Origin of the sequence: Enterobacter sp. R4-368, assembly GCF_000410515.1 — a bacterium.
Lineage (GTDB): Bacteria > Pseudomonadota > Gammaproteobacteria > Enterobacterales > Enterobacteriaceae > Kosakonia.
This window is the reverse complement of sequence record NC_021500.1, coordinates 433,057-447,354: the sequence shown is the minus strand read 5'-3', so window position 1 is coordinate 447,354 and position 14,298 is coordinate 433,057. Positions and strand designations below refer to the sequence as shown.

Below are 14,298 nucleotides of genomic sequence, written 5' to 3'. Positions count from 1 at the left end.
ATGCATTCGGGCAGATTAATGAATAAAGCGCAAAAGGTGTGAAACGCAGGTGTGGGGAAAGATAAAACCGCTCCGAACGGTTATCCGGAGCGGTTTGCAGATTATTTAATGCCTTCGGTGCTCTCTTTTTTCGCTTCCAGACGCTCCACATCGCGATACCAGTGCGGGTGGTGTTTCTGCGCCCAGCGGCGGCTCACTTTCCCTTCAATCATCCCTTTGATGGAGCCTTTCACCCAGAACGCCATATACATATGGATCAGGATAGCGTGCAGCAAAATGATCGCCGAAGTGGCGTGCAGCAGCAGGCTGTAGCGGATCACCTGAATCGGGAAGTAGTGCGCAAAGTACGGGCGCCAGATAATCACCCCGGTCACCAGCAGCACAAAAATCATGCTCATGATTGACCAGAACATCATTTTTTGCCCGGCATTGTATTTGCCGACTTTCGCCACCTTGTGCTCATTGCCTTTCAGCACTTCGACAATGTTTTTCAGCCACGGCAGATCCTGCTTGTCCGGGATGTTGTGATGTACAAAACGCACAAACATAAACATCAGCGCGAGGAAGACAACCACGCCAAAGAACGGGTGCAAAATGCGCCCCATCTGCGGCGTGCCGAAAGTTTCCGTCAGCCATTGCAGCGTCGGGAAGAAAAACGAAATGCCGGACAGCGCGACCAGGAAAAAGCAGATCACCACCGTCCAGTGACAGGCGCGGTCGATAAACGTGGTGCGCACAATCATTTTTGACTTACTCATGGTGCTCCTCTTCATCGTCGTCCACCTCTTTGTTCGGCCCGATGCCGATGTAGTGGTAAATCAGCCCGGCGAAGGTGGCGAGGAAGCCCGCCGCCGACAACGGTTTCAGTACCCCTTTCCACAGGTTGACCGAGGTATCTATCTGCGGATCTTTCGGTAAGTTGTGGTACAGGCCCGGCTGATCGGCGTGATGCAGCACATACATCACATGCGTACCGCCCACGCCCTGCGGGTTGTAGATGCCCGCACTGGCGTAACCGCGCGCCTTCAGCTTTGCCACGCGCTGCTCGCCAAGCTCCAGCATCTCGGCTTTGGTGCCGAAATGGATAGCGCCGGTCGGGCAGGTTTTCACACACGCGGGCTCCTGGCCGACGCTGACGCGATCGACACAGAGCGTGCATTTATAAACCCGGTTATCCTCTTTGTTGAGGCGCGGCACATTAAACGGACACCCGGCGATGCAGTACCCGCAGCCGATACAGTTCTCCTGCTGGAAATCGACAATACCGTTGGCGTACTGAATAATCGCGCCCGCCGACGGGCAGGCTTTCAGGCAGCCCGGTTCCGCGCAGTGCATACAGCCATCTTTACGGATCAGCCACTCCAGTTTGCCGTTCTGCTCGGTTTCGCTAAAACGCATCACCGTCCAGGATTTGGCGCTCAAATCGGCCGGATTATCGTAAACCCCGACGCAGTGCCCCACTTCATCGCGAATATCGTTCCACTCCGAACAGGCCACCTGGCAGGCTTTGCAGCCCACACAGGTGGAAACGTCGATAAGTTTGGCGACTTCCGCTTTGTAATCACGCGCCCGCGGGGGCGGCGTGACCGGGTTGGTGGCGGAGCGTTTCAGAATGTCCTGCGTTTCCATAGCCATTATTTCGCTCCTTTACGCCTTCTCGATATTGACTAAAAACGCTTTGTACTCCGGCGTTTGCGAGTTTGCGTCGCCCACGTTCGGCGTCAGGGTGTTGGCGATATAACCTTTTTGCGCCACCCCTTCAAAGCCCCAGTGCAGCGGAATACCAATGGTTTCCACCGGCTGACCATGAACCTGCAAAGTCCGCAGACGACGCGTCACCACCGCGACCGCGCGAATAAAGCCGCGCTTGCTGCTCACCGTCACGCGATCGCCGTTGGCGATGCCTTTTGCCGCCGCCAGCGTTTCGCTGATTTCGACAAACTGCTGCGGCTGAGCGATGGCGTTGAGACGCGCATGCTTGGTCCAGGTGTGGAAATGCTCCGTCAGGCGGTAGGTGGTGCCGACATACGGGAACTGATCTTTTTTCCCCATCCGTTTGGCATCGTCCTCGAACAAACGCACTACCGGGCTGGAGATCACGTTCGGATGCAGCGGGTTGGTGCCCAGCGGTGTCTCCACCGGCTCGTAGTGTTCCGGGAATGGCCCTTCCGCCAGCTTGTCGAGGGCGAACAGCCGACCCAGTCCCTCCTGCTGCATGATGAATGGCCCGGTATTGCTCCCCGGCGGCGCGCTGTTGAAGTCCGGGATGTCGTTGCCGACCCACTTCGCCCCGTTCCACTGGATCAGCATCCGTTTCGCATCCCACGGTTTACCCTGCACATCCGCCGACGCGCGGTTGTAGAGCACGCGGCGGTTCAGCGGCCACGCCCACGCCCAACCGAGCGTATTGCCAAGCCCGGACGGATCGGCGTTATCGCGGTTCGCCATCTGGTTACCCTGCTCCGTCCAGCTCCCGCTGTAGATCCAGCACGATGAGGCGGTGGTGCCGTCATCGCGCAGCAGCGCAAAACTATTGAGCAGTTGGCCTTTTTTCGCCAGCAGTTGCCCGTTGGCGTCATAGAGATCCGCCAGCGCGTAGCCGTTGTTCTCTTTCGCCACCTCTTCCGAGTGCGGGTTGTGCGGCTGGCGGTAGTTCCAGGACATCTTCAGCAGCGGCTCGGCGCCTTTGCCGCCTTCGGTGCGGTACATCTCGCGCAGGCGGTGGTAAATCCCGGCGAGGATTTCGCCATCGTTCAGCGCTTCGCCCGGCGCGTCCTGGCCTTTCCAGTGCCACTGTAACCAGCGGCCGGAGTTGGCGATCGAGCCATCCTCTTCGGCAAAGCAGGTCGATGGCAGACGGAACACTTCGGTCTGGATATCCGCCGGGTTGACGTCGTTCATCTCACCGTGGTTCTGCCAGAAGGTGGAGGTTTCGGTCACCAGCGGATCGATAACCACCAGGTACTTCAGCTTGCTCAACGTGCTGACCACTTTGTTTTTGTCCGGGAACGACGCCACCGGGTTAAAGCCCTGGCAGATATAACCGTTGACTTCGCCTTTCGCCATCTTGTTGAAGTACTTGATCACATCCCAGGCCTGATCCCACTTCGGCAACCAGTCAAAGCCCCAGTTATTCTCTTTCTGCGCCGCGTCGCCGTAGAACGACTTCATCAGGCTGACAAAGAACTTGGGATAGTTGCTCCAGTAGTTCACCTGGTCCGGCAACAGCGCTTTTGGCGTATTCGCCGCCAGGTATTGCTGTAAATCGGTCTGTTTTTCCGACGGCAGCGTCAGGTAACCCGGCAGGCTGGTTGATAACAGCCCCAGATCCGTCAGCCCCTGAATGTTGGAGTGCCCGCGCAAGGCGTTTACCCCGCCACCGGCCATCCCCATATTGCCGAGCAGCAACTGGATCATCGCCATGGTACGGATGTTCTGCGCACCGACGGTGTGTTGCGTCCAGCCCAGGGCGTACAGGAAGGTAGTGGTTCTGTCCGCCGCGCTGGTTGAGGCCAGCACGTCACACACTTTCAGGAAGTCCGCTTTTGGCGTACCGCAGATGTTTTCGACCGTTTCCGGCGTATAGCGGGCCACATGCTGTTTCAGCAAGTTCCATACGCAGCGCGGATCGGTCAGCGTGTCATCACGTCTGGCGTAGCCGTTTTCATCAAACTGGTAGTTCCATGAGGTTTTGTCGTACTGGCGTTTTTGCGCGTCGTAGCCGCTGAACAAGCCGTCTTCAAAGGCAAAATCGTCCCGCACCAGCAACGCGGCGTTGGTGTAGTGTTTGACGTATTCGGCGTTGATTTTGTTGTTTTCGATCAGGTAGCGCAGCACGCCGGAGAGGAAAGTGATGTCCGTCCCGGAACGTATTGGCGCATAAATATCGGCAACTGATGCCGTGCGCGTAAAACGCGGATCGACGACGATCAACGTGGCGTCGTTATTGTTTTTGGCTTCCATCGCCCAGCGGAAACCGACCGGGTGGGCTTCAGCGGCGTTACCGCCCATCACCATCACCACGTTGGCGTTTTTGATATCAACCCAGTGGTTGGTCATCGCACCGCGACCAAATGTTGGAGCAAGACTTGCTACCGTTGGTCCGTGTCAGACGCGCGCCTGGTTATCTACCGCCAGCATGCCGAGAGAACGCACGAATTTTTGCGTCAGCATGCCGGTTTCATTACTCGCCGCTGAGGCACACAACATGCCCGTTGACAGCCAGCGATTGACTTTTACGCCTGCGGCATTGTTTTCAACAAAGTTGGCGTCGCGGTCGTTTTTCATCAGACGGGCGATGCGGTTAAAGGCGTCTTCCCAGCTAATGCGCTGCCATTTCTCAGAGCCTGGCGCGCGGTATTCCGGGTAGCGCAGGCGGTTTTCACTGTGTACGTAATCCAGCAGACCGGCCCCTTTCGGGCACAGCGCGCCGCGGCTGACCGGATGATCCGGGTCGCCTTCGATATGATAGATGGCCTCTTTCGCGTTTTTCGCACCATCGCCCAGGCTATACATTAATAACCCGCAACCCACGGAGCAGTATGTACAGGAATTTCGCGTCTCTTTGGCGCGCAGTAATTTATAATTTCGCGCCTGCGCCAGCGCCATTTTGGGAGCAAATCCCAACGCGGCCGCCGTGGTTCCTGCCATTCCGCCCGCGCAGATTTTAAAAAATTGTCTGCGGCTGACGTCCATTGTTTTCCTCAATTATTGTCTTTGACTGCGGCCGGAAAACTAAACATTCCACGCGGTGAATTAATTGCGGTAAATCAATAACGCCTGGCGCTTGATACCTAATAGTCTCGAGCGTTCTCTTTTCATGACTCGAAAGGAGTAGATGCCATGCGATTCATTTCGTTTAAGCATTCACGCGTGTTATACATTGAGGCTTTGTTTCAGGCGGTTAAGTGCGGTAATGAATAAAAATAAAGCAACGCTGATTGGTTTACTGGCGGTATTACTCTGGAGCACGATGGTCGGTTTTATTCGCGCCGTCAGCGAAGGGCTTGGCCCGGTTGGCGGTGCGGCGATGATCTACACCTTAAGCGGGTTGCTGCTGGCTGTCATCGTCGGTATCCCGGATTTACGCCGTTTTTCAGCTCGTTACCTTATTGCCGGAAGCGTGCTGTTTGTCAGTTATGAACTGTGTCTGGCACTCTCGCTGGGCTTTGCCGCGACGCGCCAACAGGCGATTGAAGTGGGCATGGTCAACTATTTATGGCCGAGTCTGACGATTCTTTGCGCAATATTATTCAACGGTCAAAAAGCCAGGTTATGGGTTATTCCCGGTTTATTACTGGCGTTATTGGGCGTGAGCTGGGTGCTCGGCGGCGAAAGCGGTCTTAATACCGCTGAAATCCAGCACAATATTATCTCCAGCCCGCTGAGCTATGCGCTGGCATTTGCCGGGGCGTTTATTTGGGCGATTTATTGCACCGTTACTACCAAATACGCCAACGGCGCGAACGGCATTACGCTGTTTGTATTGCTGACAGCCGCGACATTATGGGTGAAATTCGCGCTCACACCGCAGCCGGAAATGGTTTTTACGCTGCCGGTTGTGGTGAAATTATTGATGACCGGCATTGCGCTCGGTTGTGGTTATGCCGCGTGGAATATTGGTATTTTGCACGGCAACGTCACCGTGCTGGCAGCCGCGTCCTATTTCACGCCGGTGCTCTCTTCCGCGCTGGCGGCGGTGGTGTTAAGCGCCCCGCTCTCGTTCTCTTTCTGGCAGGGCGCGCTGATGGTGTGCGCCGGATCGCTGCTCTGCTGGTACTCAACCCGCCAGCGCGCGTGATCCGGCCAAATGCTACGCTTTTTCCACTCGCGCCAGGCTAAACCAGATCCCTACCGCCAGCAGCATTAACAGTGCGCTGGCGGTGCTCAGTGCAATGCTGTGCGAACCGGTAAACGCCGTTTTCGCCGCCGAGATGATCCCTTCAGCAAGTGCGGGTGGTGCTTCCTGCGCCAGGCGGAATGCTTCACCAATGGAGGATGAAGCCTGCGCGGCGGTCTCGCTGCTTAACCCCTGCGGAAGCTGGATCGAGGCGGAGAAACTGCGGCTCAAAATCAGCCCAAACACGGCAATGCCCAGTCCGGCGCCCAGTTCGTAAGACATCGCTTCTATCGCCCCGGCGGCTGCCGCTTTCTCTTTGGGCGCTGCGGCCATTATCGCCGCCGTTGAAGCCAGTAACGCGCTCGCCGCACTGAAACCGAGCAGCGCCATCAATACTCCGGCCTGCCACGGCTGGGTGGCAAAATTGGTCGCGGAAAGACCAAGAAAACTCAGCGCGCTGAGCGCCATTCCGCCTGCGGCGACGCGGCGTAAGCCCAGTTTTGACACAAGAACCCCGGCAATCGGCCCGCTAAACCCGCTTGCCAGCATCACCGGCAGCATAAACACCCCGGCGGCAAATGGCGTGAAACCGTGGACAAATTGCAGCTCCTGCGCCATCAGCAGTTCAAAACCGACCAGCGTGACCATCGCGGTGATCGCCATCAATACACCGCTCAAAATGACGCGATGCGTAAACAGACGCATATCGATCATCGGCGTGCTGGCGGCCAGCTGAATGCGGACAAATCCGGTCAGCAAGGTGGCACCAACCAGTAACGTGCTCGCTACGATCCACAGCGGAAGCGTGCCTTTCATTGCCGTTTTGGCACTCCACACCAGCAGTAAGATGGCGACAATTAGGCTCAACGCCTGGTTCAGGTGTAACGGCTGATCGGCGCGGCCCTGCTGGCGCGGTACAAAGCGTGCGGTCAGCGCCATCACGACAATGACGATCGGCACGTTAATTAAAAATACCGACCCCCAGTAGAAATGCTCCAGTAACATACCGCCAATTAATGGGCCGAACGCCGCGCCGCCGGAACCAATTGCCGCCCAGACGCCGAGCGCCGTATTGCGTTGCTGTGCCTGCGAGAAGGTATTACGGATCCCGGCAAGCGTTGCCGGCACGATCATCGCCGCGCCCACAGCTAACAGCGCGCGCGTGGCAATCAGCCAACTGGCGCTCGCGGCAAAGGCCGCCAGTAACGAGGCTGCGCCAAACAGGCCGCTGCCGACAAGCAGCAGCCGCTTAAAACCAATTCTGTCGCCCAGCGCGCCCATCGGCAGCACCATACCGGCCATCACCAGCGAGTAAATATCAATTATCCATAACAGCGCATTTCCGCTGGCATTTAACTCCACGCTCAGTGTGGGCGCGGCAACATGCAGCACCGTCGCATCAATCGCGACCGGAATATAAACCAGCACAATGATGACCAGCGTTAACCACTGACGAAACATACTTCTCTCCATCGTTTTTCATTCCTGGACAGATGTCCAGAATCGCGATCCTACGTAAAGTTGAACGCATGTCCAGCTTTTTGTTAAACTCCGTTGACGCTCTATTTAACCGAGGTTGTATGCGCTATCTGAACAAGGATGATCGCCGGGAGGTGATCCTGAAAGCCGCGATGCGCGTAGCGCTGGCGGAAGGTTTTTCCGCCATGACCGTTCGCCGCGTGGCAAGCGAAGCCGGGGTTGCCACCGGCCAGGTCCACCACCATTTCACCTCGGCGAATGCATTAAAAGCCGAGGCCTTTATCCGCCTGATTGCGGAACTGCTGGAGGTGGAAGTGGTACCCGCAACCGCGCCATGGCGCGAGCAGTTGCACGCGATGCTGGGCAGCGATGAAGGCGGCCTCGAACCCTATGTGCATTTGTGGCGTGAAGCGTTACTGCTGGCGAGTAAAGAGCCGGAATTCAAAGGCGCGTACCTGCTGACCATGGAGATGTGGCACGTCAAAGTGATGCAACTGATTGAGCAAGGCCGTGCGGCAGGTGAATTCACGGATACCGATACGGCGGCAAACATTGCCTGGCGCCTGATGGCGCTGGTCTGCGGGCTGGACGGGATTTGCATGCTGGGCATGCCAGATGTCGATGAAGCTGCCTTCAATCGCCATCTGGCCGTCATGATTGACAACGAGCTCCGTTAAACTTTTTCGCCGTGCAAATCGAAACCGGCCATCACCGTTTCCAGCTGTTGCAGGCTAAAGCCATACTGTGCATCGTTCACACCAAGCCCAAAGCGCTGTTGCAGCGCGTCATACAGCGCCGGAACATCCGCAAAGGTCACCTCTTCCAGCACCTGACCGTTTTTCCAGTGGGTAAAATGGAAGTTGGTTAACGTCAGTTTTACGCCGTCCGGCAGATGGCGGCACATCAGCAAGTGATGGCGAAAATGGGATGCCGGCCAGTGTGCGGAGTGAAAATTCCCCATCACGAAATCGGCCTGGTACTGCTGCCCCATCTCAAACTGATACATTGACTGCCAGCGTTCGTGGTGACGGAACTGGAGCACCCAGTCTTCCCCCTTGCGCTGCAAGCGGTAGACGCCATGCGGCGTGGCCTGCTCAATATCCTCCTGTAAGCGGATTGGCGCGGTCAGTGTCTGCCCGCCAAATCCGACATCGGCGATCCACGGCTCGCCCGCAATCTGCACCAGCAAAATACGGTGCGTGCGCGGTGGCATCTGGTGTGGATTAGCAATCACCACCCGTCCTAACAAGCTGCGCACCGTAAAACCCACCTCTTTCAGCACGCGCTCAAATAGCCCGTTCTGCTCAAAACAGTAGCCACCGCGACGGGCAACCACCAGTTTATGAAAAATCGCCTCATCGCTGAGTTCAATCTCGCGCGGCAGTACCACATCGAGGTTTTCAAAAGGGATAGCGCCGTTGTGATATAAATGCAGCGCCCGCAGCGTTTCCAGTGAGACATCGGGCGTTTGCTCCCAGCCAATACGGGCCAGATAAGCGGTCAAAAAAGGGGTCATACAGGCTCCTTGCGAATGGTGTCCCGTTGTTATAGCGCATTTTTTTCGCTTTACCGTCGATTTCGTGCCCTCGATTTATCCCTTTGTGCTGCGCTGCATAATGCCGAGCGCGGTGAGCATCAACACCAGCCCGGTGAGCAGCGTCAGTGTCGCCATCGCCATCCCCTGACCTACTGAGCCTTGCTCGAATTGCCGCCAGATAAATACCGCCACGGTTTGTGTACCCGCCGGTGCCAGCAACAGCGAGGTGACCAGCTCGCGCGAGGCAATGGCGAACACCATTAACATGGAGGCGAGCATCGCCGGGAAAATGAGCGGTAGCACAATCAGACGCAGTGCCTGGAACGCGCTGGCACCGTGAACCCGGGCGGCAGGCTCCAGGTTGCCGCCTAGCTGACGCATGGCGCTGCCGATATAACGCACCGGCCACGGCAGCAGCAGGCAACAGTAAGAGATAAGCAAAATTGCCCAGCTGTTGTAGGGCGAAACCGGCCAGAAGCTGCGGTTCCACAGCAAAATCAACCCAACGCCAACCACCACGCCAGGCAGCGCGGCTGGCATCAGCGATAACGCATCAATTACCGAGCGCCCTTTTATCTTCTGCATCACCACCAGCCAGGCGGCGCACAAGCCCAGCGCGCCGGTAATCAGCGCCGCGCCGAATGCCAGCGATAAACTGGTGCCCAGCGCGGGTAGCGCATCACCGCGCTGTTCGAACAGCGCCGCAAAATGCTTCATGGTGAGATTATCCAGCGACACGCCGCCGGAAAGCGTAGAGCTAAAGCCGGTGAACGCCATCGATAACCCCGGTAGCACCACGGCGAGAAAACCGACCGCCGCCATCACCAGCAGTACCGGTAAAGTGGCAAAACCGAGTTTCGCCCCGACAAGCTCGGTCGGTTTCCCGGAAACACTAGTGACATCTTTATCGCCGGTCAGTTTGCGTTGCAGCCACCATCCGCACAGCGCAATGGCGATCAGCACCACCGACAGCAGCGCCGCGCCGGGCAAATCGATCGGCCAGTCGGCGAGTTTCTCTTCGATACCGACCGTCAGCATCACCACGCCGGAACGGGTACCCAGCGCGGCGGGCACGCCATACTCTTCCACCGCCAGTGTAAAGGCCAGCAACATCCCTGCCGCCAGCGCCGGGGAAAGTAACGGCAAGGTGATATGGCAAAATGCGCGCCACGGCGTGGCGCCATGAACGCGGGCGACTTGTGCCAGGCGCTGCCCGCTGGCGAGCAAACTGCGCGATACGGCAAAGTACACCACCGGGAAGATATTCAGCGTCATCACCAGAATGATGCCGCTCTTGCTAAACAGCAGATTGTTGAGATCCAGCCCGGTGAGCTGCATCAGGTAGCCCTGGGTTTGCAGCACCAGCATCCACGACAGCGCGGCAATATAGGGCGGAGTTAAGAACGGGATCAAAAACAGCAGATCCCACAGTTTCGGCCACGGTAAATTAAATAACCCGCGCGCGACGCCAAGCGGCAAGCCAATCAGTGCGCTGCAAAGCGCCACACCGCAGGCAATCTGTAGTGTCCCGCCGAACATGGCCGGCAGTTGCGGCTCTGACAATAAGGCGGGCATGGCGGAAAATGCGCCGCTGAATTTCCCGGCGCTAAAGTGCGGGAATACCGCCTGCAACACAATAAATAGCAACGGCAGCGCCACCAGTATCAGCAGCAGCGCCAGCGTCGCTTGCGCAATCAATCTCTGGTTCACAACGGGTATCCTGAAAGCGGGGTTGCCCCCGCAAAGATCGAAAGGATTACTGAGCAAAGAGCGCGTTAAAGCGCTTCAGAACCTCGCCACGTTCACTGGTGCCGCTGCTCTGGGTTGGCAGCACTTTCAGTTCGGTAAACAGCGGGCGTTTCGCTTCCACGTCCGTGCGGGCAGGCATCAGCCACGCGTCGGCGACCATTTTTTGCCCTTCCGGCGACAGCACATAATCGATAAACGCTTTAGCGTCGTCAGCGTGTTGGGTGGTTTTGAGGATCATCATCGGGCGCGGCGCGATAACGGTGCCGCTGGCCGGGAAGATCACTTTCAGCGATTCGCCCTGCGCGATATTGCCATAGGTGACATAGTCGACCGCGCCAAACACCGCCGCTTTCGCCCCTTGCATCACCGGCGTTACCGCCTGGGCGTTCGGGCCGCTCACCACCATGCCGTTCTTTTTCAGCGCCCCGAACAACTGCCATGCGCGGTCGCCCATGCCATTTTGCAGACCAATCAGCAGATCAAGCGAGGCGCCGGAAAGTGACGGATCCGGCGTAGTCACTTTGTCTTTAAAGTCTGGAGATGTCAGATCGTTCCACTCTTTCGGCTCCGGGGTGCCGCTCTTGGTGTTCCAGACAATCCCCAGCGCGGAGATGCCCTGCGCCACATAGTCGCCGCTTTTCAGTGTCTGCGGGACATTTTGGGCATTGGCACTGATAAACGGCAGCAGCCAGCCGCGATGATGCAGATCTTCGGCGGTATCCCACGAGGCAGAAATCAGAATGTCGGCCTGCGGATTGGCCTGCTCGGCTTCGAGTCGCGCCATCACTTTGCCGGTGGTGGCCTGGAAAATATTCACTTTAACGCCGGTTTTTTGCTCAAAGCCGCTGGCCAGGCTTTTTGCCAGCGAGCCAGGACCTGCGGTGTAAACAGTCAGCGCGTGCGCGCTGGAGATCATCATCGACGACAGCACCATGGCTAAAGCGACTCCTTTTTTCACGGACAGTAAGGCTTTCATGCAATTTCCCCTGAGGTTGAAGTAACGGTTCGTACAGATTCAACGGTCCCGGACGCTAAATGCACAATGCGATCGGCAAGAAGCTGTGCTTCGCGGTGGTCATGAGTGACATACACGGCGGTGGTGCCGAGCTGGCGCAGCAGTCGTGCCATCTCAAGGCATAAGGATTCGCGCAGCGCGGTGTCGAGATTGGAGAGCGGCTCGTCAAACAGCAGGACGCCGGGTTCGGCGACAATGGCGCGTGCCAGCGCGACGCGCTGCTGCTGCCCGCCGGAAAGGCCTGCCGGTTTGCGCCCGGCAAATTCCGCCAGCCCAACCCTTTCCAGCGCCTGCGACACGCGTTGTTCGCGCTCTGCACGCGGCACGTTGCGCATTTTCAGCGGGAAAGCGACGTTTTGCGCCACGCTCATATGCGGCCACAGCGCGTAATCCTGAAATACCATGCCGATATCGCGCGCTTCCGGCGGTAGCGTCCAGCCCGCTTTCGCCACCAGGCGATCGCCAAACCAGATCTCACCTTCCGCCGGTTCACTCAGCCCTGCCAGCAAGCGCAGCAACGTGCTTTTGCCGCAGCCTGACGGGCCGAGCAGCGCGACAATGCTGCCAGGTTGAATATGTAAATCGATGTGATTAAGAACGGTATGTGCGCCAAAGGCGTAGGAAACGCCTTGTAAGCGGATGTCTGTGAATGCGCTCATTCACGCCCTCCCGTAACAGAAAGTCGTGACGTACCCGCGGTCTTCATCCGACGGGGCGCATCCACCTGCACAAAAGTCAGGGGAGCAAACATATTGTTATCCTCTTTGGGATTTGATTGCGGCTGACTATAGGCAGCGAATATGACGAAGAAATGACGTCAATATTGCGCATTGATTTTTAACTGAATGTCTAAACTGATAGGCATATTCCCGCACTCACGTCGAAAAGGATCCCCCGTGCGCATCGCTACGATCACCAATTTTGCTTATACCGCGACCGTGGTATTAACGCTGACCTCCGGCGTGGCGCTGTTTATGGCGTCGAATGCGGAACGCGCCGAGCGTGACGCCGTGGCGCAAAATCGCGTTTTCGATACGTTGACGGACGATCTGGAAAAAGAGGCTTATGCGTTAACTGAACTGGCGCGTGAAGCGGTGATCAAGAAGCAGCCGGAAGTGATTCAAAGCTGGAAAACCCGCCAGCAGCAGGATATCGCTCTGGAAAATCATCTGGTCGCCCTGCGTGACCGTGGCGCTTCCGATGAAGAGTTACTGATCCTGCGCGATGGGCTGTCGACGCTGGACCAACTCGAAGATGAGCAGCGCATCGCCATCGCCGATATCGAAGCCGGGAAAACGGACGAGGCGATGAATCTGTTGTACAGCGCCAGCTATGAAGAGCGACTTTCCGAAGCGGAGTACCGTTTCGCCCACTTCCGCAGCTTGTCGGATCAGCGTGTCCAGAGCGCGATAAGCGAAGCAACCGATCGCTCTTTACGCTTGCGCACGTTATCAGAAATTATGGTCGGGCTGACGGCGCTGCTGTTCCTGTTTGTGCTTGGTTTTATTATCAAACACCGCATTTTGCGCCCGGTGGTGACGTTGAGTGATGTGGTTAACCGCCTCGCGACCCAGGATTACAATGTGGAAGCGCCGGTACTGGCGCAGGTGGATGAAATTGGCGATATGGCGCAGGCCATTCGCATATTTCGCGAAAACGGCCTGACCCGGCAGCGGCTGGAACAGGAGCGCGACGCGGAGTGGGCCACGCGCACGTTGCTGGCGCGAATGACGCAACGACTTCAGGGGTGTGATTCCCATAGCGCGATTTTTCGCGTGGTCAGCCGCTTTGCGCCACAAATTATCCCGGATATGGGCGGACGGTTGTTTGTACTTAATCCCCGCACTAAGCGCATGAAGTGCGTGGCGCGCTGGGGTTTGCCGCCGGGCGAAGACGCCCCCTTCCCGGCTGAACATTGCTGGGCACTGAAACGCGGGCAGTTGCATAGTCCCGCCAAAGGTGGCGTTGATATGCCCTGTGAACATATCAAGCCAGAGCTCGCGTCACGCGCGATTTGTGTGCCGCTTAATGCGCAGAATAAAAGCATTGGTTTGCTCACTTTCGATAATTACACGACGGGCAAAGAGCCGCCCTATATCTACCTTGAGCTGCTGGCAGAAACGCTGGCCCTGGCGCTGGCCAATCAGATCCTGCGCGATACGCTGACGGAACGCGCCATGCATGATTCGTTGACCGGCCTGCTCAACCGCCACAGTCTGGATGAGACGCTGCGCAATATGCTCGACCAGGCGATGGTGGAAGGCACGACGCTGAGCTGTCTGATGGTCGACGTGGATTATTTCAAGAAACTCAACGACCAGTACGGCCACGACGCGGGTGACAAAGTGCTGCGTGAGCTGTCACGGTTGATCACTGAAACGCTGGATGACAACAGTGTTGCGTTCCGTTATGGCGGCGAAGAGTTCCTGCTTGTTCTGCCCGGTGCGGATGAAGTGCAGGCGAAAAAAGTGGCTGAGACGCTGCTGCATAATGTCCTCAATCATCACATGCTGTATGAATCACAGGATATTGGCCCGGTATCGGTTTCCATTGGGCTGGCGACCTGGCCGCGCCACGCGCGCGCGGATAATCTGGTCCGGGCAGCCGACCTGGCGCTCTACCTGGCGAAAGAGCAAGGCCGCGGCCAGATTGTGGTGGCCAGAAGCACCGGATAATGCG

The 14,298-nt window shown here is 57.3% G+C and carries 11 protein-coding genes; 3 read left to right on the top strand and 8 right to left on the bottom strand.

Features of this window, described 5'->3' with window-relative positions; genetic code table 11:
- Positions 1-101: 101 nt before the first annotated feature.
- From fdnI to fdnG, 3 genes are read right to left on the bottom strand one after another with little or no spacing between them, the layout of a single operon-like run.
- Entirely contained in the window at positions 102-758 is a 657-nt protein-coding gene (gene fdnI / locus H650_RS02080; RefSeq protein WP_016496045.1) for a formate dehydrogenase-N subunit gamma, read from the bottom strand.
- The gene (gene fdxH / locus H650_RS02075) at positions 751-1,635 is read right to left on the bottom strand and encodes a formate dehydrogenase subunit beta (RefSeq protein WP_016496044.1); all 885 of its coding nucleotides are present in this window, start codon (positions 1,633-1,635) and stop codon (positions 751-753) included. The genes fdnI and fdxH overlap by 8 nt, the downstream gene beginning before the upstream one ends.
- Before the next feature lie 12 nt (positions 1,636-1,647).
- Positions 1,648-4,695, bottom strand: a complete 3,048-nt coding sequence (fdnG, locus tag H650_RS02070) for a formate dehydrogenase-N subunit alpha (RefSeq protein ID WP_189660090.1) — start codon at positions 4,693-4,695, stop codon at positions 1,648-1,650.
- A gap of 220 nt (positions 4,696-4,915) precedes the next feature.
- On the opposite strand from fdnG, the gene yddG reads away from it, so the two are divergent.
- Complete coding sequence (yddG, locus tag H650_RS02060) at positions 4,916-5,800, top strand: aromatic amino acid DMT transporter YddG (protein WP_016496041.1); 885 nt, start codon at positions 4,916-4,918, stop codon at positions 5,798-5,800.
- A 12-nt stretch (positions 5,801-5,812) separates the two neighbouring features.
- Here the strand turns inward: yddG and H650_RS02055 are convergent, their stop codons facing one another.
- Complete coding sequence (locus tag H650_RS02055) at positions 5,813-7,300, bottom strand: SmvA family efflux MFS transporter (protein WP_016496040.1); 1,488 nt, start codon at positions 7,298-7,300, stop codon at positions 5,813-5,815.
- A 119-nt stretch (positions 7,301-7,419) separates the two neighbouring features.
- On the opposite strand from H650_RS02055, the gene H650_RS02050 reads away from it, so the two are divergent.
- Positions 7,420-7,995: a TetR family transcriptional regulator gene (locus tag H650_RS02050; protein ID WP_016496039.1), complete on the top strand. Its 576-nt coding sequence runs from the start codon at positions 7,420-7,422 to the stop codon at positions 7,993-7,995.
- Here the strand turns inward: H650_RS02050 and nhoA are convergent.
- From nhoA to H650_RS02030, 4 genes are all read right to left on the bottom strand, one after another.
- Entirely contained in the window at positions 7,992-8,834 is an 843-nt protein-coding gene (gene nhoA, locus H650_RS02045; protein WP_016496038.1) for an N-hydroxyarylamine O-acetyltransferase, read from the bottom strand. The two genes, H650_RS02050 and nhoA, sit on opposite strands and share 4 nt — an antisense overlap.
- A gap of 75 nt (positions 8,835-8,909) precedes the next feature.
- Positions 8,910-10,565 carry an ABC transporter permease gene (locus tag H650_RS02040; RefSeq protein ID WP_016496037.1) on the bottom strand — a complete coding sequence of 552 codons (1,656 nt, stop codon included), beginning with the start codon at positions 10,563-10,565 and terminating at the stop codon, positions 8,910-8,912.
- Between the two features lie 46 nt (positions 10,566-10,611).
- On the bottom strand, positions 10,612-11,580 hold the full coding sequence (locus H650_RS02035; RefSeq protein WP_016496036.1) for an ABC transporter substrate-binding protein: 969 nt from the start codon (positions 11,578-11,580) through the stop codon (positions 10,612-10,614).
- A complete protein-coding gene (locus H650_RS02030; protein WP_016496035.1) occupies positions 11,577-12,278 on the bottom strand; it encodes an ABC transporter ATP-binding protein in 702 nt (233 codons plus the stop codon). Before H650_RS02030 ends, H650_RS02035 begins: the two co-directional genes overlap by 4 nt.
- A 237-nt stretch (positions 12,279-12,515) precedes the next feature.
- On the opposite strand from H650_RS02030, the gene H650_RS02025 reads away from it, so the two are divergent.
- A complete protein-coding gene (locus H650_RS02025; protein ID WP_016496034.1) occupies positions 12,516-14,294 on the top strand; it encodes a sensor domain-containing diguanylate cyclase in 1,779 nt (592 codons plus the stop codon).
- The last annotated feature ends 4 nt before the right edge of the window (positions 14,295-14,298 follow it).